At 59.2% G+C, this 17,511-nt stretch carries 21 protein-coding genes; 19 read left to right on the plus strand and 2 right to left on the minus strand.

Features of this window, described 5'->3' with window-relative positions; all coding sequences use genetic code 11:
• The first annotated feature begins 8 nt into the window (after window positions 1-8).
• The 5 genes from BVK86_RS00395 (at window position 9) to BVK86_RS00415 (ending at window position 4,417) form a co-directional block, all read left to right on the plus strand.
• Complete coding sequence (locus BVK86_RS00395) at window positions 9-896, plus strand: acyl-CoA thioesterase (RefSeq protein ID WP_075944522.1); 888 nt, start codon at window positions 9-11, stop codon at window positions 894-896.
• A gap of 168 nt (window positions 897-1,064) precedes the next feature.
• Window positions 1,065-2,354, plus strand: a complete 1,290-nt coding sequence (locus tag BVK86_RS00400; protein ID WP_075944523.1) for an MFS transporter — start codon at window positions 1,065-1,067, stop codon at window positions 2,352-2,354.
• A gap of 32 nt (window positions 2,355-2,386) precedes the next feature.
• On the plus strand, window positions 2,387-2,710 hold the full coding sequence (gene mmlI / locus BVK86_RS00405; RefSeq protein ID WP_075944524.1) for a 4-carboxymethyl-4-methylbutenolide mutase MmlI: 324 nt from the start codon (window positions 2,387-2,389) through the stop codon (window positions 2,708-2,710).
• A 58-nt stretch (window positions 2,711-2,768) separates the two neighbouring features.
• Window positions 2,769-3,047 carry a muconolactone Delta-isomerase gene (gene catC / locus BVK86_RS00410; protein WP_075944525.1) on the plus strand — a complete coding sequence of 93 codons (279 nt, stop codon included), beginning with the start codon at window positions 2,769-2,771 and terminating at the stop codon, window positions 3,045-3,047.
• Window positions 3,048-3,148: 101 nt separating this feature from the next.
• Window positions 3,149-4,417 (plus strand): acetyl-CoA hydrolase/transferase family protein, encoded by a 1,269-nt coding sequence (locus tag BVK86_RS00415; RefSeq protein ID WP_075944526.1) that lies wholly within the window; start codon window positions 3,149-3,151, stop codon window positions 4,415-4,417.
• Window positions 4,418-4,447: 30 nt separating this feature from the next.
• Here the strand turns inward: BVK86_RS00415 and BVK86_RS00420 are convergent, their stop codons facing one another.
• A complete protein-coding gene (locus BVK86_RS00420) occupies window positions 4,448-5,410 on the minus strand; it encodes a LysR family transcriptional regulator (protein WP_075944527.1) in 963 nt (320 codons plus the stop codon).
• Window positions 5,411-5,515: 105 nt separating this feature from the next.
• On the opposite strand from BVK86_RS00420, the gene BVK86_RS00425 reads away from it, so the two are divergent.
• The 10 genes from BVK86_RS00425 (at window position 5,516) to BVK86_RS00470 (ending at window position 13,885) form a co-directional block, all read left to right on the plus strand.
• Window positions 5,516-6,379 carry a VOC family protein gene (locus tag BVK86_RS00425; protein ID WP_075944528.1) on the plus strand — a complete coding sequence of 288 codons (864 nt, stop codon included), beginning with the start codon at window positions 5,516-5,518 and terminating at the stop codon, window positions 6,377-6,379.
• Window positions 6,380-6,414: 35 nt separating this feature from the next.
• Window positions 6,415-7,086 (plus strand): class II aldolase/adducin family protein, encoded by a 672-nt coding sequence (locus BVK86_RS00430; protein WP_075944940.1) that lies wholly within the window; start codon window positions 6,415-6,417, stop codon window positions 7,084-7,086.
• Window positions 7,087-7,088: 2 nt separating this feature from the next.
• The gene (locus BVK86_RS00435; protein WP_075944529.1) at window positions 7,089-8,558 is read left to right on the plus strand and encodes a 2-hydroxymuconic semialdehyde dehydrogenase; all 1,470 of its coding nucleotides are present in this window, start codon (window positions 7,089-7,091) and stop codon (window positions 8,556-8,558) included.
• A gap of 8 nt (window positions 8,559-8,566) precedes the next feature.
• Window positions 8,567-9,349, plus strand: coding sequence for a 2-oxopent-4-enoate hydratase (gene dmpE, locus BVK86_RS00440; RefSeq protein ID WP_075944530.1), 783 nt, complete (start codon window positions 8,567-8,569; stop codon window positions 9,347-9,349).
• A 9-nt stretch (window positions 9,350-9,358) separates the two neighbouring features.
• Window positions 9,359-10,159 carry a 2-oxo-3-hexenedioate decarboxylase gene (gene dmpH, locus BVK86_RS00445; RefSeq protein WP_075944531.1) on the plus strand — a complete coding sequence of 267 codons (801 nt, stop codon included), beginning with the start codon at window positions 9,359-9,361 and terminating at the stop codon, window positions 10,157-10,159.
• A gap of 10 nt (window positions 10,160-10,169) precedes the next feature.
• Window positions 10,170-10,361, plus strand: coding sequence for a 2-hydroxymuconate tautomerase (locus BVK86_RS00450; protein ID WP_075944532.1), 192 nt, complete (start codon window positions 10,170-10,172; stop codon window positions 10,359-10,361).
• 16 nt (window positions 10,362-10,377) lie between these two features.
• The gene (locus BVK86_RS00455; RefSeq protein WP_075944533.1) at window positions 10,378-11,316 is read left to right on the plus strand and encodes an acetaldehyde dehydrogenase (acetylating); all 939 of its coding nucleotides are present in this window, start codon (window positions 10,378-10,380) and stop codon (window positions 11,314-11,316) included.
• A gap of 11 nt (window positions 11,317-11,327) precedes the next feature.
• Window positions 11,328-12,365: a 4-hydroxy-2-oxovalerate aldolase gene (dmpG, locus tag BVK86_RS00460; RefSeq protein ID WP_075944534.1), complete on the plus strand. Its 1,038-nt coding sequence runs from the start codon at window positions 11,328-11,330 to the stop codon at window positions 12,363-12,365.
• A gap of 121 nt (window positions 12,366-12,486) precedes the next feature.
• A complete protein-coding gene (locus tag BVK86_RS00465) occupies window positions 12,487-12,879 on the plus strand; it encodes a nuclear transport factor 2 family protein (protein ID WP_075944941.1) in 393 nt (130 codons plus the stop codon).
• A 97-nt stretch (window positions 12,880-12,976) separates the two neighbouring features.
• Window positions 12,977-13,885, plus strand: a complete 909-nt coding sequence (locus BVK86_RS00470; protein ID WP_075944535.1) for a LysR family transcriptional regulator — start codon at window positions 12,977-12,979, stop codon at window positions 13,883-13,885.
• A gap of 1 nt (window position 13,886) precedes the next feature.
• Here BVK86_RS00470 and BVK86_RS00475 read toward each other — a convergent pair whose 3' ends face one another.
• On the minus strand, window positions 13,887-14,825 hold the full coding sequence (locus BVK86_RS00475; protein WP_075944536.1) for a LysR substrate-binding domain-containing protein: 939 nt from the start codon (window positions 14,823-14,825) through the stop codon (window positions 13,887-13,889).
• On the opposite strand from BVK86_RS00475, the gene BVK86_RS00480 reads away from it, so the two are divergent.
• The 4 genes from BVK86_RS00480 (at window position 14,824) to BVK86_RS00495 (ending at window position 17,511) form a co-directional block, all read left to right on the plus strand.
• Window positions 14,824-15,096 (plus strand): hypothetical protein, encoded by a 273-nt coding sequence (locus BVK86_RS00480; RefSeq protein ID WP_075944537.1) that lies wholly within the window; start codon window positions 14,824-14,826, stop codon window positions 15,094-15,096. The genes BVK86_RS00475 and BVK86_RS00480 overlap by 2 nt on opposite strands.
• Before the next feature lie 163 nt (window positions 15,097-15,259).
• The gene (locus tag BVK86_RS00485; RefSeq protein WP_075944538.1) at window positions 15,260-16,024 is read left to right on the plus strand and encodes an SDR family NAD(P)-dependent oxidoreductase; all 765 of its coding nucleotides are present in this window, start codon (window positions 15,260-15,262) and stop codon (window positions 16,022-16,024) included.
• A gap of 74 nt (window positions 16,025-16,098) precedes the next feature.
• Window positions 16,099-16,557, plus strand: a complete 459-nt coding sequence (locus BVK86_RS00490) for an SRPBCC family protein (RefSeq protein ID WP_075944539.1) — start codon at window positions 16,099-16,101, stop codon at window positions 16,555-16,557.
• A gap of 189 nt (window positions 16,558-16,746) precedes the next feature.
• Entirely contained in the window at window positions 16,747-17,511 is a 765-nt protein-coding gene (locus tag BVK86_RS00495) for an SDR family NAD(P)-dependent oxidoreductase (protein WP_075944540.1), read from the plus strand.

Consider the following 17,511-nt stretch of genomic DNA (forward strand, 5'->3'; position numbering starts at 1 on the left):
CGCCGGTCATGGAGCTGCATACCTCTGGACAGTACTGGGATCAGCGGGACCTGACCGAATTGCTTGCGCTGGATCTGGATGGGCAAAACCGATACCGCAGCCATACCAGTGACGTCGACAACCACGGACATGTCTATGGCGGACAATTGATCGCCCAAACGCTTTGGGCGGCGGCGCAAGGCTTGGAAGGGCGCAGCCCCAGTCTGTTGCAAATGACCTTTCTCAATGATGCCAGCCCGCTGGACACCATTGAGTACAGCGTGGAGTTGCTGCAGGACGGCCGATGCTTCTCCAACCGGCATATCTATGGCGTGCAGGGCACCGGCCTGGTGTTGAGCGCCAACGCGTCATTCCAGAAAACCAGCACTGACAGTGGCAGGGTCTATCACTTGGACCGCCTGCTGCCGACACCCGAAAGCCTGCCGACTCTCGCCGAATCGGCCGCCAGTCAGATGCATCAGGGCCACGCTCTTCGTTTGCGCTTAATTGACCGGCCTGTTCTTGACGTGCGGCCAATCCACGCTGAAAGAGCGGGCGGGCGACCAGACGATCAGCCCGAGGTCGGCTACTGGGTGCGTTTGAACCAGCCGCTGCCGAACGAAGGTTGTCTGCACCCTGCGGCGCTGGCCTATATGTCCGACTGCTGGCTCAACCGATGTCTGGTGCCGTCGCCTTCGATGCCTGATCCGTGGCAGCACGGCCGCGTCAGTCAGCTCAATCACAGTCTGTGGTTCCACAGCTCGTTAATCGATGCCAACGACTGGCTGCTTTTTCTGAGCGAGCCTGTTCGTAGCCTGGCCGGTCGCGGTTTGGTCACGACCCACATTTATCAGCGTTATGGCCGGCTTGTCGCGAGCATGACTCAAGACATGTTGCTGTCGCCGTTGGTTGCGTGAATGAGATGGTCTTAGCTATTGCGAAAGAGGGACTTCCACAACGGCAAATGGGCAGAAGCAACGAACTCCCTCATGCTGCGAATGCGGATTGCGCATCGGTAACAGAAACACCCATGGCGTTGCTCTGAGGCCATGAGCAGTTCACCAATAACAATAAGGAAGGTCATCATGTTCGATTGGTACAGGAAAGGCTCGCCTCGTGAACGCAAGACATTCTGGGCCTGCTACTCCGGCTGGGCGCTGGATTCCTACGACATGCAGATGTTCAGCTTTCTGCTGCCAACGATCATTGCCCTGTGGGGGCTGACCAAGGCCGAAGCCGGCATGGTCGGCACTGCCGCATTGCTGTCGGCGGCCATTGGCGGTTGGGCCGCCGGTATTCTCAGCGACCGCCACGGTCGTGTGCGCATCCTGATCTTCTCGATTCTCTGGTTCACTTTTTTTGGTGTGGTAGCCGGCTTCGCGCAAAACTTCGAACAGTTGCTGATCGCCCGGACCTTGCAAGGTTTCGGCTTCGGCGGTGAATGGGCGGTAGGTGCTGCGCTGATGGCTGAAGTGATCAACCCGAGTAATCGCGGTCGCGCGATGGGCTTTGTGCAGTCGGGCTTCGCACTGGGTTGGGCAGGCGCGGTAATTATCATCACCGTCATCCTCAGCCAGTTCCCGGCGGAACTGGCTTGGCGTGTCGCGTTCTGGTTCGGGGTCATCCCGGCACTGATGGTGTTGTTTATCCGCCGTCACGTCAAAGACTCCGATGCGTTTGTTCAGGCCGTTGCAAGCAAGGCGCCCAAAGCCTCTTTCTCGACCGTGTTCAAACCGCAGTACCGGCGGCTGACAATGCTATCGAGCATTCTGGTGGTCGGTCTGCAAGCGGGCAGCTACGTGATTCTGGTGTGGATACCGTCGTTGCTCAAGGACCGTGGTGTGGAGTCCGGTTCGTTGATCGCTACCATCCTGGTCATGGCGCTGGGCTGCTTTGCCGGTTTCGCCAGTACTGCTTATCTGGCGGACAAACTGGGACGGCGTCCGACGCTGATCGTGCTGTCGCTGATGTCGTGGATCGTGACCGTCACCTACATGATGATCCCGCTCAATCCACTGGTCACCCACGTCATGGGTTTCCTGGTGGGCTTCGCCGCCATTGGCATGTACGCGGCGCTGGGGCCGTTTCTCAGTGAATTGTTTCCCACCCATGTGCGCACCACCTGCATGGGCTTTTCCTACAATGTCGGCAAGTCGGTCGGTGCCACGGCGATCACAGGCGTCGGTGTGCTCTCGGTGCATGTCGGCCTGGCGCAAGCGATCGGCCTTTTTTGCCTGTGTGCTTATGCAATCTCCGTGGTGGCCTTGTTGCTGCTACCGGAAACCAAGGGCATCAGCATTGAAGTGCTGGATGCACAAGACCCGGCCGCTGACGCTGCCGCCCCTACAAATTCCACAACGCCGAAGACCGCCTGAGCGCCGTTCTTTAGCCATTCATCGAGGTCCCCATGATTCGTATCCTTTATCTGTTGGTTAAACCGGAAAGCATGAGCCACGAGCAGTTTCGAAAAGAGTGCGTGGTGCATTTCCAGATGTCCGCCGGAATGCCGGGGCTGCACAAATACGAAGTGCGACTGGTTGCCGGTAATCCTACGGATACCCACGTGCCGTATCTGGACGTAGGCCGTATCGATGCGATCGGTGAATGCTGGTTTGCCAGTGAGGAGCAGTATCAGGTCTACATGGAATCCGATATCCGCAAGGCCTGGTTCGAACATGGTAAGTATTTCATCGGCCAGCTTAAGCCCTTCGTCACTGAAGAGCTGGTTTGAGGTTTCGCGCCGCCGCTGGCAGGGGGCGCTCGTTCAACAACAATATCTGGAGTTCAACATGCTGTATTGCGTAGAAATGACCGTCAGTATTCCCCGTGACATTCCGCTGGACGAAGTGGAGCGGATCAAGGCGTCGGAGAAGGAAAGGGCCATCGACATCCAGGAGTCGGGCAAGTGGCCCCACCTGTGGCGCGTCGTGGGCGAGTACTCCAACATCAGCATCTTTGACGTCGAAGGTAACGATGAACTGCACAGCCTGCTGTCGAGTCTGCCTCTGTTCCCTTTCATGAAGATCAAAGTCACCCCGCTGGCCAAGCACCCGTCGTCGATTTTCTGATTGTCGCGGCGGCCCGCAACGGGCCGCCATTTTCCATTTGAGCCCTGTCTGCCTTGGGTCCTGTACCACAGGGCCCGGCTCGCTATTGCCAGGGTTTTGCCATGCCTCTCGAATTACAAGCCAATGCACCGGACCTCTCCAGCCTGATCCGACCCGGGGACACCGTGTTATGGGGACAGGCGAACGCCGAGCCGCTGACCCTGACCCGTGCGCTCATGGCACAGCGTCATGATTTCAAGCGCATCCGGGTGCTGCTGGGCATTGCCAACAGTGACACCTGCCGGCCCGAGCATGCCGATGCCGTGGACTTTCTCGCCTATTGCGGTGCCGGCGCAAATCGTGCGCTGGCTGACGCCGGTGTGCTGGACATTCTTGCTTGCCACTACTCTGAAATGGCGTCGCAGTTGAGTTCTGGGCAATTGCGCGTCGATGTTCTGATGCTGCAGCTTTCGCCGGCGGATGCCAACGGCCGGCACAGCCTCAGTCTGGCCAGCGAATACTTGCTCTGTGCGCTGGAACAGGCGGCCGTGGTGATCGGGGAGGTCAATCAACAGGCTCCCTGGACCTATGGTGAGCGTACCCTGGGTCTGGATGAACTGGACGCTGTGGTCTACACCGACCGTGCGCCCCTGGCGAGCGAAAGCGCGAGCATTCGCGAGGTAGACATGAAAATCGCCAGGAACATCGCCGACTTGGTCGAAGACGGATCGACCCTGCAGACGGGCATCGGTGCCATACCGGATGCAGTGCTCAGCGCCTTAAATGACCACCACAATCTGGGTGTGCATTCGGGCAGCATCGGCGACGGCGTCATGCGGCTCATGCAAAGCGGCGTGGTCAATAATTCACGCAAGAGCAGGGACGCCTGGCTCAGCGTGGGCGGCGTGCTGATTGGCAGCCAGGCATTGGCGCAGTTCGCCCATCGCAACCGGTCAGTGCATATGCGTTCCAGCGCCTATACCCACGACGCTCAGGTGCTGGCCAGTCTGGATCGTCTGGTGGCGATCAACTCCGCGGTGGAGGTCGATCTCACCGGGCAAGTGAACTCTGAGGTCGCGGCAGGCAGTTACCTGGGCGCGGTAGGGGGATCACTGGACTTCATCCGCGGCGCCCATCGTTCACGGGGCGGTCTGCCGATCATCGCACTGCCGTCCAGCGCACGGAGCAACAGTCGAATCGTTGCCCGCCTCAATGGTCCAACGACCATTCCCCGCAGTGATGCCGGGCTCATCGTCACCGAGTTTGGCGTCGCCGACCTGCGTGGACTGACCATGAAGCAAAGGGTCGACAAAATGCTCAGCATCGCCGCCCCGCAGCACCGAGCCGATCTGGAGGCGGCGTGGGCGCGGGGAGGGCTCGCAGGATCCTGACGGTACCGACAGTCCCGAGCGAGGGCGGAGTCAGTCGTCGAAAACCACTTCCTTTCCTGGCAGATCGTGGGGCAGCGCGGCGCTGACACCCGGTTGGTCGTTCTCGAACAAGGTACGCACGGTCTGGCGAATCCATTGGTGACGCGGGTCGTTCTGAAACCGCGCATGCCAGTACTGCTTGATGTCGTAAACCGGAAAGCCGTCGGGCAATTCGACGCTGCGAACATTGGCGTATTTCGCGTAAAGGCTGGCGACGGTCCGGGGCAGCACGACCACTAGGTTCGACCGCTCGATAATTGAAGCCGTACTCATGTAGTGACCCATCTGCAAAACGATATTTCGCTTAACACCGGCCTTAGCCAGGTAGCTCTCATACATCTCCTGATTACGCCCGCCATCGCGCACTTGTACATGTTCCAGGGTGCAGAATTCATCCAGGGTCAATTGTTCGTGCCGGATCTTGTGCCCCCCTCGGATCAGGCAGACCAGGTCATGGGAGAACAATCTTTGCTGATAGATGTTCGCCGCGCCGAGGTCAGGAAAGTAACCCATGACCAGGTCGACCTTGCCTTCGCGCAGATGCTCGTCCACGTCCTTGGCGGCCAGACTCAGGCTGCAAATCTGCGCAAGCGGCGCGACGCTGCGAAGGTGCCCGAGCAGCATCGGTAGAAAGGCGATTTCGCCAATCTCGCTCAAACAGAACATGAAGGGGGCGGTGCTGGTGGATGGGTCGAACACCGGATTGCTGAGGATGTCGCGGTCGATGATGTCGATCACCTCCCGCGTGCGATCAATGATGCTTTGGGCTCGTGGCGTTGCGGCCATTGTCTGACCCGAACGTACGAACAGCGCGTCTCCCAGTGACCGCCGCAAACGGGCCAGTGCCGCGCTGGCGGCTGGTTGACTCATGCCTAGACGTTGTGCCGCGGCGGTCACGTTGCCGGCTTCATGGACGGCCAGAAGCACTCTGAGAAGATTCAGATCGGTTTTCATGGGTATAACCAAAACAAATAAAATGAATAAAGATAATTTGCTATTTTTATTTTTGCCGCGACGCGAGGATTAAGTCCACATAAAAATAACGTTCGAGGCCGCTTCATGATCAATCTTCACGACATCCGCTATGTCCGTCTGGGGACGCCGGATCTGGAACAAACCCGCCTCTATGCCACCCAGATTCTGGGTCTGGAAGTGGCCCGGGTTGCCAATGGCGCCATCTATTTCCGATCCGATGATCGCGACCACACTTTGTGTTACTACGAAGGTGACCCGCAGGAGGCCACCGCGGCTTTCGAAGTGAGCACGCCCGAGGAGATGGACCATGCCGCGCAGGTGCTCGAAGATAATGGCTTTGCTGTTCGTCATGGCACTCGCGAAGACATCGAGTTGCGTGCGGTCAATGACCTGATCCAGTTCCGCGACCCGAGTGGCAACCGCATCGAATTGGTGCTCGGCCCTCATGCCAGTGGCGTGCGGCATTTCCCCTCGCGGGATGCCGGCAATACCGGTTTCAACCACATCGGCCTGCGCACCACCAACGCAAAACGCGACGAAGCGTTCTGGACACGCCTGTGCAACGCCAGGGTCAGTGACCGCATCGGCGAGGCGGCGCTGCTGCGCATCGATGAGGTGCATCACAAGATTGCGCTGTTTCCGTCCTCGCATGCGGGCGTGCAGCACATCAACCATCAGGTCGAAACCGTCGATGACATCATGCGCGCCTGGTACTTCCTTCGCGAGCGTGGCATTCGGATTCTCTTCGGCCCCGGTCGCCATCCGACTTCGGGCGCCTACTTCCTGTATTTCGAAGGGCCCGATGGCATGACATATGAGTACTCCTCGGGGGTCAGGCACATCAGCGCCGAGGAGGAAGCCGGTTACCGGCCACGGCAGTTCCCGGCGGTCCCTACGTCGTATTGCTGCTGGGGGTCGAAACCCGATATTGCGGAATTCCGTTCGTGAGTGGCGTGACCGCCACGGCCGCCCAGCAACGAGAAGTGCGGCTAGCGGCACGGGCATTGGCTCGGGCGGGCCTGGTGCATGCCTATGGTCATTGCAGCCTGCGCCTGGACGCGCATCACTTCCTGGTGTGCGCAGCCAAACCGATGGGGCTGATCGGCCCGGGAGAACCCGGTGTGGTGGTCCCCGTCGAGGGCCCGTTGCCGGAAGGCGTGCTGGGTGAGGTGCGAATCCATCAGCAGATCTATCAGCGTCGTGCCGATGTCGGTGCAGTGATTCGCAGCATGCCCGATCAGGTCATGACGTTGTCCTGCGCCGGTATTACGCCAAAGTCACGGCATGGCGCTGGCGCCTATTTTCACTCGTCCATACCTCTATGGGATGACCCGCAACTGTTGCGCGATGACGTTCAGGCGGCGGCGCTGGCCGAGCAACTGGCGGACGGTCCGGCATTGGTGATGCGCGGCAACGGCGCCGTTGTGGCCGGTGCCTCGCTGGTCGAGGCGCTGACGCTCAACTGGTACTTGGAGGATGCCGCTCATATCGAGTTGCAGCTGCATGCCGCGGGGCTGGCTGACCGGGTGCCGCCACTTGACGATGAGCAAACACGACAACGAGCGACTTACTCCGGTCGGATCTTCGAACGTATGTGGGATTACCTCACTGCCGGTGACATCGAGGCGGTCGAGCTCACACAGCAAGGAAACTGAACATGGCCACACTGCCTCTTAATGAGTTCCGCAATTTCATTGATAACCAATGGTGCGAGGGCGTTCGCACGTTCGATAACCGCAACCCCGTGGACAATAGCCTGATCGGCAAGGTCCACGAAGCCGGCCAGGCACAAGTGGACGCGGCGGTCCAGGCAGCCCGGGGCGCCTTGCAGGGCCCCTGGGGCAGTATGACCGCTGCGCAACGCATCGCTATTTTGCACAAGGTCGCCGAAGGTATTGAAAGTCGTTTCCAGGAATTCGTCGCCGCGGAAATCGCCGATACCGGTAAGCCTTACGATCTGGCCAGTCACCTGGACATTCCCCGTGGCGCGGCGAATTTCAGGGTGTTTGCAGACCTGCTGAAAAATGTCCCGAACGAATGTTTCACCATGGACACCCCCGATGGTGGCAAGGCGGTCAATTACGCCGTACGTGCACCGCGCGGCGTCATCGGGGTGATCTGTCCGTGGAATCTGCCGCTGTTGTTGATGACCTGGAAAGTCGGCCCCGCGCTGGCCTGCGGCAATACCGTCGTGGTCAAACCGTCCGAAGAGACGCCGGCGACCGCCACTTTGTTGGGTGAAGTCATGCTCGAGGCGGGGGTCCCGGCGGGTGTCTACAACGTCGTGCACGGCTTTGGTGAAAACTCGGCCGGTGCGTTTCTGACCGCTCACCCGGACGTCAACGGCATCACCTTCACCGGTGAAACCGGCACCGGCGAAGTGATCATGAGGGCAGCGGCCAAGGGCCTGCGTCCGGTGTCCCTGGAGCTGGGCGGCAAGAATGCGGCCGTGGTATTTGCCGATGCCGATCTGGAAAAAGCCGCCGCGGGCGTCGCTCGTTCGGCCTTTGAGAACAGCGGCCAGGTCTGTTTGGGCACCGAGCGCGTGTATGTCCAGCGTCCAGTGTTCGAACGTTTTGTCGCAGCGCTCAAGACAAAAGCTGAATCCCTGCGCGTGGGCATCCCCTACGAACGGGGGGTGAACATGGGCCCGCTCATTTCTCTGGGCCACCGTGAAAAAGTGCTGGGTTACTACCGTCAGGCCGTCGCCGATGGCGCTACCGTGGTCACCGGCGGAGGCGTTCCTGAGTTCAATTCCGAGTTGGCAGAAGGTGCCTGGGTACAGCCCACCATCTGGACCGACTTGCCGGAAAACTCAGCGGTGATCCGTGAGGAGATTTTCGGCCCGTGTTGTCACATCGCCCCCTTCGACGAAGAAGACGAGGTCGTGCGTCTCGTCAATGACACGCCGTACGGCCTGGCGGCCAGCGTCTGGACCTCCAACCTGCAAGTGGCCCACCGCATGGGCTCGGTTCTCAACGTCGGTGTCTGCTGGATCAATTCGTGGTTCCTGCGCGATCTGCGCACCGCTTTTGGCGGTGCGAAGCAGTCGGGTATCGGCCGAGAGGGCGGAGTGCATTCCCTGGAGTTCTACACCGAATTACGCAACGTTTGCGTGCGCCTGTGAGGTCTTTCATGAATACCCAGACACTGCATGCCTTGGGCAGCGAGTTGCACAATGCACTGACCAGCCGTGAGGCGATCGATCCCCTGAGTGAACGGTATCCGCAGCTGACGATTGAAGACGCCTACCAGATCCAGCTGGGCATGATCCAGGCGCGACTGGATGCCGGTCAGACCATCATCGGCAAGAAGATTGGGGCCACCAGTAAGGTCGTGATGGACATGCTGGGTGTGGATCAACCGGACTTCGGCCACCTGCTCAGCGGGATGTTGTACAGCGACGGTGCGGCGATCGAATGCGCCGGACTGATCGCCCCCAAGGCTGAAGGGGAAATCGCATTCGTGCTCAAACACGATTTGACCGGCCCCGGTGTCACGGTGGCGGATGTCATTCGGGCCACGGACTTTGTCATGCCTTGTTTCGAGATTGTCGATTCGCGCATTCGAGACTGGAAAATCCGCATTCAGGACACCGTCGCCGATAACGCTTCGGCCGGTGCATTCGTGCTGGGCAGCGAGTGCGTCGATCCACGGGATGTCGACCTGGCCTGTGTCGGCATGACACTGGAAAAAAATGGCGAACTGATTGCGACGGGCGCTGGCGCTGCGGCACTGGGTCACCCAGCCAATGCCGTCGCGTGGCTGGCCAATACGCTGGGGCGCTTGGGTATCGGCCTGAAGAAAGGCGAGGTGATCCTGTCCGGCTCACTGGCCGCCATGGTGCCGGTCAAGGCCGGTGATCAATTGCGCATAAGCCTGGGCGGTATCGGCTCTGCGTCCGTTCGTTTTGTTTGAGGGGATCCCATGAAACTGACACACGAGACGGTCATCGAGCTGGCCCTGCATCTGGAAAGAGCTGAGTTGACAGGTGTGGCCGTGACCAAAATAACTGACAAATTCCCTGATATGGACTGGGAGGACGCGTATGCCATTCAAGACACGATTCGCCGCCACAAAGAGCAGCGAGGTGTGCGCATCGTCGGGCTAAAGATGGGGTTGACCTCGTTCGCAAAAATGAAACAGATGGGCGTCAGTGAACCGGTCTACGGCTTTCTGACGGACTACGGTTCGTGCATGGATGGCTCGGCTATCGATGTCGATCATTTGATCCACCCCAAGATCGAGGCGGAAATTGCCTTTGTCCTCAAGCACCCATTGAAGGGCCCAGGCTGTCATGTGGGCGATGTGCTGGCCGCCACCGACTTCATTATTCCCGCCGTGGAAGTGATCGACTCGCGGTACGAAAACTTTCGCTTCGACCTCAAGAGTGTGATCGCCGATAACACCTCGGCGGCGCGCTTTGTTGTGGGCGGCAACGCCCTCGACCCCAAAGGGATCGACCTCAAATGCCTCGGCGTGGTGCTGGAAAAAAACGGCGAGGTGGTGGCAACCGCCGCAGGCGCGGCGGTGCTGGGGCATCCGGCGCAAAGCGTGGCCATGTTGGCCAACATGCTGGGCGCGCGGGGCCGTGAGCTGCCCGCGGGCACTTTCATCATGACTGGAGGCATGACCGAAGCGATCGCCGTTCAGGCGGGCGATCAGATCAATGTGCGGTATCAACATCTGGGCAGCGTTTCGATGCGCTTTCAGTCCAGCCTTCTGTGAGAACAGTCCCATGCCAATCATGCAGGTATTTCTGGTCGAAGGCCGCAGCGAGGAACAGAAGGCTCGATTGATAGCCGCACTGACCGACGCGGCCGTGAGCTCGCTGCAGGCGCCCATCGAATCGGTGCGCGTCATCATCAACGAAATGCCGAAGACAGATTTCGGTATTGCTGGCAAAACCGCCAAGGCGCTCGGGCGTTAGGTGCGAGGAAACCGTTATGAATACAAACAAGAAGAAAGTCGCGATTTTGGGTTCGGGCAATATCGGCACGGACTTGATGATCAAGATTCTGCGCCAGAGTCAGCACTTGCAGATTTCGGTGCTAGTGGGCATCGATGCAGCTTCGGACGGCCTGGCGCGAGCCAGAAAAATGGGGGTGGCGGTGTCCCACGAAGGCGTCGAAGGCTTGATCGGCATGCCTGAGTTCGCCGACATCGAATTTGTCTTCGATGCCACCTCTGCCAGTGCCCATCTGGACAATGAAACCTTGCTGCGTCGACATAAACCCGACATCCGGATCATCGATCTGACACCGGCGGCGATCGGTCCGCTCTGCGTTCCGGTGGTGAATCTGGAACAGAACCTCAGCGCCACCAACGTCAATATGGTGACCTGCGGCGGCCAGGCGACCATTCCCATGGTGGCAGCCGTGTCTAGGGTAGCCGAGGTTCATTACGCGGAAATCGTGGCCTCGATCAGCAGCAAATCGGCTGGGCCCGGTACCCGTGCCAATATCGATGAGTTCACCGAAACCACCTCCAGGGCCATCGAAAAAGTCGGTGGCGCAGCCAAGGGCAAGGCCATCATTGTGCTCAATCCGGCCGAGCCGCCGTTGATCATGCGCGACACCGTCTACGTGTTGTCCGCGATGGCCAATGAGGACGAGGTCAGGAGATCCGTGGAGGAGATGGTCCGTGCCGTCAACGACTATGTTCCGGGTTATCGGCTCAAGCAGCGTGTGCAGTTCGAGCAGATTCCAGTCGACGCACCCGTGAACATCCCTGGGCATGGACGTTTCAGCGGGCTGAAAACGTCGATCTTTCTCGAAGTCGAGGGTGCCGCACATTACCTGCCGGCCTATGCGGGCAACCTCGACATCATGACTTGCGCCGCTTTGGCCACCGCAGAGCGCATCGCGCGTTCGATGGTTAACTAAAGGAACACACCATGACGTTCAATCCCGGAAAAAAACTCTACATTTCTGACGTTACGTTGCGTGACGGCAGCCATGCGATTCGTCATCAGTACTCCATCGACAACGTCCAGACCATTGCCCGTGCACTGGACAAGGCACGTGTGGACAGCATCGAAGTGGCGCATGGCGATGGCCTGCAGGGCTCCAGTTTCAACTACGGCTTTGGCGCGCGCACCGACCTTGAGTGGATCGAAGCGGTCAGCGATGTGATTTCTCACGCGAAGGTCGCCACGCTGCTGTTGCCCGGCATCGGCACCGTTCACGACCTCAAGGCAGCGTACAACGCCGGCGCACGAATTGTCAGGGTCGCCACCCATTGCACCGAAGCGGACGTTTCGCGCCAACACATCGAATATGCGCGCGAACTGGGAATGGACACCGTAGGTTTTCTGATGATGAGCCACCTGACCAGCCCGCAGAATCTCGCGACCCAGGCCAAGATCATGGAGACCTATGGTGCCACCTGTATCTATGTGGTGGACTCCGGTGGCGCGATGAGCATGCAGGACATTCGCGAGCGGTTCCGCGCGCTCAAGGAAGTGCTCGACCCTACGACACACACCGGCATGCACGCTCACCATAATTTGTCGCTAGGCGTAGCCAACTCGATCGTCGCCGTGGAGGAGGGCTGCGACCGCATCGACGCTAGCCTCGCAGGCATGGGCGCCGGCGCTGGAAACGCGCCGCTGGAGGTCTTTATCGCCGCCGCCGATAGGATGGGTTGGCATCATGGCACCGACCTCTACACCCTGATGGACGCCGCCGATGACATCGTCCGTCCGCTGCAGGACCGGCCGGTGCGCGTCGATCGCGAAACCCTGGCGCTGGGGTATGCCGGCGTCTATTCGAGCTTCCTGCGCCATGCTGAAGTCGCCGCCAGGCGATATGGTCTCAAGACTGTGGACATTCTGGTGGAGCTCGGCCAGCGGCGCATGGTGGGTGGCCAGGAAGACATGATTGTCGATGTGGCGCTGGACTTGCTCAATTGTCCGAAGATCTACCCGACCTGAACCCCGGGCTTGATTGGTGCACTGGCGCAACAGGCTTTGGTGATTTTGCTGTATTGCGGTATCAGGGCGCGGAAAATAAAGTCGGGTGAAAGAAAACAACAACAAAAACGAGGATTGCTGGATGAATTACGCAATGAAAGCGATGTTTGACTGTGTCGACAGCAAAAACATCGAAGGCTTCCTGAGCTACCTGGCGGATGACGTCGAATTCCGCTTTGGCAACGCACCGAAACTGGTGGGCAAGGTGGCGATCAAGGACGGTGTGGGCGCCTTTTACTCGCAGATCCAGGGCCTTGAGCATGTCATGACCGGCGTGTGGGAACTCGATCACGTGACTATTATCGAGTTCGACAGCTACTACACCAAACACACGGGCGTCACCGTTGGCGTGCCGTGTTGTGTTGTCCTGCGTTTCAATGCCGATCGACTGATCAACGATTACCGGATCAACATCGACCTGTCCCCGGTGTTCGCTAGTGTGCCCGACAGTCATCTGATCCGCGCCACCGCCTGACCTTCGTTCCAGGTTCCCCTGCCAGTGACCTGCCAGCTGCCTCTCTCGAGGCCGGCAGGTCGCCGGCGTTCTGGAAAGACGTGATCAAGGCACCGTGATGAAAGATCTGAATTTGCTGTACATCTTCGAAGCGCTTTGGCGGGATCATTCGACGTCAATCGCAGCGCAGAACCTGGGCGTCACTCAGTCGGCCGTCAGCAGTAGTCTCAAGCGCCTGCGCCAGACCTACAGCGACCGGTTGTTTACGCTGGTCGGCCGGCGGATGGAACCTACACCTTTTTGCGCTCAAATCGCGCCGCGCCTGTTGCAGTCACTAGCCCTGATCCGGGCTGCGGAAAGCCAGATGATCGAGTTCGATCCGGGACTTTGCCGCAAGTCGTTTACCGTTAGAATGCTCGATGTGGGGGAAGTGGTGTGCCTACCGCCGATTCTGAAAAAGCTGGCCGCCGATGCCCCCCTGGCGCGCATGAACACCGTCGGAGGCGGCGTGGAGGAAACCCTCAACGGCTTGGCCACCGGCAGGATCGATCTGGCAATGGGCTTCATGCCGACTTTGCAAACCGACATACATCGATTGCCGGTGTTTTCCCAGCACTACGTGTGTGCCATGCGCCGCGACCATCCCTTGGCCAACAAGGTAATGTCCCTGGACGAGTTCATCGCTTGCGACCATCTACTGGTGGAGGCGGGCGGTACCGGCCATCAGGCGCTGGAGCGTGCCTTGATCGATGCGGGGGGCGCGGACTGCGTCAAGATGCGCGTGCCTCATCATCTGTCCAGTCCGCACCTACTGCTGGACAGTGACCTAATCTGGACGCTGCCATGTGCGCTCGGCAAGACGCTGGCGCGCTTTTACCCGTTGGCTATCCAGCCCTTGCCGCTGCAGATTCCTTCGTTCGAGATTGATCTGTACTGGCACGATCGCTTTCATCGAGACCCACAGAATAAATGGCTGCGCGAAATGATGGGCGGGGTTTTGAAGAGTCAGCAGGCGCAGTGGCAATAACTCAATCGGACGCTTTGCCGCTCAGCGTGCCATCGAGTATGAGCTGCGGCAGATGTAGGCTCAGGTAGTCGATCACACTGCGCACCGAGGGCAACATGCCCTTGGGTTTCGGATACAGCAGATGAATCAGGTGGGGCGGTCCGGCCCACGAGGGCATCACCACCTCAAGCGCACCGCTGCGCACCCACCCTACGACGATCGGCTCCGGCAACATCGCAATGCCTAGGCCATTGAGCGCGGCGTCCAGCTGCATGCTCAAATCGTCGGAAATCAGGCAGGGCAGATGGGGCATCAGTCGTTCTTCGTGAACGCCGTTGTGCAGCAGCCAGCGGCCGAAACCATCGTGCATGTCCGCTGGCAGGCACAGGGTCGGCAGGCCCGATAAGGCCTTGAGGGTGTCGGGGCGGCCCACGCGATCGAGCAGCGTCGGGCTTGCGACCATTAATCGCCTGGCGCTGCCCAGGGTTTTCGCCACCAGCCCGGCGGTTTCGTCGATATGGGTGCGGGCACGCAGAGCGATATCGAGTCGCTCCTCATACAAATCGACCTCGCGGTCTACCGCGCTCAGCTCCAAGCGAACCTTTGGGTACTTCGCCATGTAGCTGGGCAGGAGCGGTGACACGTAGGTCTTGGCCATGACCTGAGGGCAACTCAAGCGCACCAGACCTACGGGTTCACGGCGCATGCGCTCGACGCTCTCATAGGCGGTCTGCGCGCCCTCGACCACAGCCTGGCTCAGTGCAAAGAAATGTTGGCCGGCTTCCGTCAGCGACACCTGGCGCGTGGTGCGGTGCAACAGGCGCGCACCAATGCGTTTCTCCAGAAGGGCAATGTGCCGGCTGAGCAGGGTTTTCTCGATGCCCGTGGCCCTGGCCGCGGGTGAAAACCCTCCATGCCTGACGACAAGGACGAAGTAGTGCAGATCGTTCAGGTCATTCATGCAACGTCCCCCCTTTTTCGGAACCAATAGCAACCCTGTAGGAGCGAGCACGCTCACGATGGACGTCAACGATAACGCGTGCCCGCAGGATGAACGCGGCGCCCTTGAGTTCCTCGCGAGCATGCTCGCTCCGACAGGGATCACCGTGCTCACGATGATCGTGTTCGCGCCGCATTGGAGCATGGACCCCTTCGGCAGTGGAAGGGTTTTGCGGCATTTCATTGGTGCATTAAAGCAACAGTCTTTAGTGATTTATTCATCTAGTCAGTGACCGGTCGCCTACCTAAAGTTGAACCACTGACCAGCCCCCGATGTTGGGCAGCAGCATCACCGAAGGCAGTCATGGTTGTTGGCCAGATTCAGTGCAAGGGCTTAATGCGGCACTTGGCCAGGAACGAGATGAATAACAAAAAAGTCGCCAATGGAAGCTAGCTATGAGTGATTTGAACCAACGCAATATCATTGTCACTGGCGCATCCGGTGGCATCGGCAAAGCTTCGGTCATTGCGTTTGCCGAGGCCGGCGCCCGGGTCATCATGCTGGACCGCGATACCGCCGGTTTGAACGATATCGTTGAAGTGGTGCAGTCCTGCGGCGGTGCCGTCCATGCCATACCTTGCGATATCACCGACGAAGCCGCGGTCAAAGACGCCGTCGACGAGGTGATCAGCCGCTTCGGTGTGCTGCACGGCGCTTTCAACAATGCTGGCATCGAACAGAGCCACCTGCCGCTGCATGAAATCTCCGCCGAAGCCTGGGACCGCATCATCAAGGTCGACCTGACCGGCGTCTTCTACTGCATGAAGCATCAGATCCGAGCCATGCTCGCCTCCGGCGGCGGCTCTATCGTCAACACGGCATCAGCCCTGGGTGCGGTGGCCATCGCCGCCGCCTCCGACTACATCGCGGCCAAGCATGGCGTACTCGGCCTGACCAAAGCCGCCGCCGTTGATTACGGCCCGCAGCGAATCCGCGTGAATGCCGTCCTTCCCGGAATCATCGAGACCCCGATGATTCTGCGCCTGAGCCAGGAAGACAACTTTGCCAATCAGTTCCAGGCATTGCGCGAGCGCCACCCGATAGGTCGCTTCGGCAAGCCCGAGGAAATCGCCGCCGCTGCGTTGTGGCTGCTGTCAGACAAATCCAGTTTCGTGACCGGGACATCCTTGTCCGTGGATGGCGGCTACCTCGCCATCTGAAAACCGCTGTTGTGTGGTGTGCGGCCACTCATGAACGGGCGGCCGCGTCATTTGAAAATAAAAAGGTGAGCAAGATGATCATTGTAAGTAAGCGTCTGGAAATCAATCCGGCCGGTGAAGTTGAGTTGACCCGAGCCCAGGTCTGGGAAGGTCTGGAAGAAAAGGCGCGCAATCCTATCGGTTATGTCGGCCCGATCGAGCAATGCACGATCGTTGAAGAAGCCGAAGGCCGCAACCCATTCATTCGCGAAGTGGTGCTGCACGGTGAAACTCTGCAAGAGCTAATCACGCTTTTCCCGCAAGAGCGTGTCGAGTTCGTGCGTATTTCCGGCGGCGCACGCGGCATCATCAAGAACATCATCGAAGAAGAGAACGGCACGCTGTTCCTGCGCTTTACCTTCACCTTTTCCCTGGAAGGCGTGAAGGCTGGCAGCCCGGAAGAAAAAGCCTTTGCCGAAGGCATGGAAATCTCTTACTGCGAAGCGGTAAACACCACGCTGGGCCGTATGCGCGCGAAAAAAAACGTCGCCTGACGGACGAGGGCAAGCGGTGCGGCGATGGCAAGGTCACGCAGGACCTCGGGTTTGATCTCAACCTGTTCTGGGTGAACGGAGAATGAGAACCCGACCTTGTCCATCGCTCGCTTTGCGCTCTGCCATCAACGGTTGATCGCAACGGAGGCGACCGTGACACGTTGACTTCCCATCAAGCAGGAGAACGTCATGAGTGATCGTCTGAAGGGTAAGGTTTGTATCATCACCGGCACCGGTGGTTCGATGGGACGAGCCGCAGCACTTATGTTCGCCCGCCAGGGCGCAAAAGTGGTCGGCTGCGATATCAACCGCGAGTCGGCTGAAGCGACGGTCGACGAAGTGCTGTCGTTCGGGGGGGAGATGGTGTCCCTGAGCGAATGTGACTTGACCGATACGCTGCAATGCAAGGAACTGGTTGAACTGGCCGTCTCGACCTATGGTCGTGTCGATGTCCTGTTCAATAACGCGGCCATGGCCTATTTCGGCTGGGTCGACGAGATTTCCGACTTCGATTGGCACCGTACAATCGACCAGGAGCTGAATCTGGTTTTCCACCTGGTACGAGCCGCCTGGCCTGAGCTGATCAAGACGCCGGGCTCGTCCATCATCAACACTGCATCGGTGTCCGCCTGGTCGACCTATCGCATGTTGCCCGGCATCGCGCATTCCGCAGCCAAAGGCGCCGTGCTGTCGATGACCCGACAACTGGCGATGGAAGGCCGTACCTATGGATTGCGTGCCAACAGCATTTCACCCGGCTTGATCGAATCCAAGCAAACGCTTCCGCTGCTGGAAGATCCGGAGTGGGTCGATGTGATGGTCGGCAAGATCATGTTGGGTCGTATCGGCAAGCCCGAGGAAGTGGCCGCAACTGCGCTGTTTCTGGCCTCGGAGGAAAGTTCGTTCATCACCGGCACGGATATAAAAATCGACGGCGGAACTACCGCGTGGTGA

Origin of the sequence: Pseudomonas reinekei (assembly GCF_001945365.1) — a bacterium.
GTDB classification, from domain to species: Bacteria; Pseudomonadota; Gammaproteobacteria; order Pseudomonadales; family Pseudomonadaceae; genus Aquipseudomonas; species Aquipseudomonas reinekei.

Excerpts from the sequence above, each read along its gene's own strand:
- dmpG (WP_075944534.1), top strand. The coding sequence starts at position 11,328 with ATGACGTTCAATCCCGGAAAAAAACTCTACATTTCTGACGTTACGTTG.
- BVK86_RS00420 (WP_075944527.1), bottom strand. The coding sequence starts at position 5,410 with ATGAAAACCGATCTGAATCTTCTCAGAGTGCTTCTGGCCGTCCATGAA.
- BVK86_RS00485 (WP_075944538.1), top strand. The coding sequence starts at position 15,260 with ATGAGTGATTTGAACCAACGCAATATCATTGTCACTGGCGCATCCGGT.
- mmlI (WP_075944524.1), top strand. The coding sequence starts at position 2,387 with ATGATTCGTATCCTTTATCTGTTGGTTAAACCGGAAAGCATGAGCCAC.
- dmpH (WP_075944531.1), top strand. The coding sequence starts at position 9,359 with ATGAAACTGACACACGAGACGGTCATCGAGCTGGCCCTGCATCTGGAA.
- BVK86_RS00425 (WP_075944528.1), top strand. The coding sequence starts at position 5,516 with ATGATCAATCTTCACGACATCCGCTATGTCCGTCTGGGGACGCCGGAT.
- BVK86_RS00490 (WP_075944539.1), top strand. The coding sequence starts at position 16,099 with ATGATCATTGTAAGTAAGCGTCTGGAAATCAATCCGGCCGGTGAAGTT.
- BVK86_RS00470 (WP_075944535.1), top strand. The coding sequence starts at position 12,977 with ATGAAAGATCTGAATTTGCTGTACATCTTCGAAGCGCTTTGGCGGGAT.
- BVK86_RS00455 (WP_075944533.1), top strand. The coding sequence starts at position 10,378 with ATGAATACAAACAAGAAGAAAGTCGCGATTTTGGGTTCGGGCAATATC.
- BVK86_RS00450 (WP_075944532.1), top strand. The coding sequence starts at position 10,170 with ATGCCAATCATGCAGGTATTTCTGGTCGAAGGCCGCAGCGAGGAACAG.
- BVK86_RS00435 (WP_075944529.1), top strand. The coding sequence starts at position 7,089 with ATGGCCACACTGCCTCTTAATGAGTTCCGCAATTTCATTGATAACCAA.
- BVK86_RS00415 (WP_075944526.1), top strand. The coding sequence starts at position 3,149 with ATGCCTCTCGAATTACAAGCCAATGCACCGGACCTCTCCAGCCTGATC.
- dmpE (WP_075944530.1), top strand. The coding sequence starts at position 8,567 with ATGAATACCCAGACACTGCATGCCTTGGGCAGCGAGTTGCACAATGCA.
- BVK86_RS00465 (WP_075944941.1), top strand. The coding sequence starts at position 12,487 with ATGAATTACGCAATGAAAGCGATGTTTGACTGTGTCGACAGCAAAAAC.
- BVK86_RS00480 (WP_075944537.1), top strand. The coding sequence starts at position 14,824 with ATGCAACGTCCCCCCTTTTTCGGAACCAATAGCAACCCTGTAGGAGCG.
- BVK86_RS00395 (WP_075944522.1), top strand. The coding sequence starts at position 9 with ATGGAGCTGCATACCTCTGGACAGTACTGGGATCAGCGGGACCTGACC.
- BVK86_RS00495 (WP_075944540.1), top strand. The coding sequence starts at position 16,747 with ATGAGTGATCGTCTGAAGGGTAAGGTTTGTATCATCACCGGCACCGGT.
- BVK86_RS00400 (WP_075944523.1), top strand. The coding sequence starts at position 1,065 with ATGTTCGATTGGTACAGGAAAGGCTCGCCTCGTGAACGCAAGACATTC.
- BVK86_RS00475 (WP_075944536.1), bottom strand. The coding sequence starts at position 14,825 with ATGAATGACCTGAACGATCTGCACTACTTCGTCCTTGTCGTCAGGCAT.
- catC (WP_075944525.1), top strand. The coding sequence starts at position 2,769 with ATGCTGTATTGCGTAGAAATGACCGTCAGTATTCCCCGTGACATTCCG.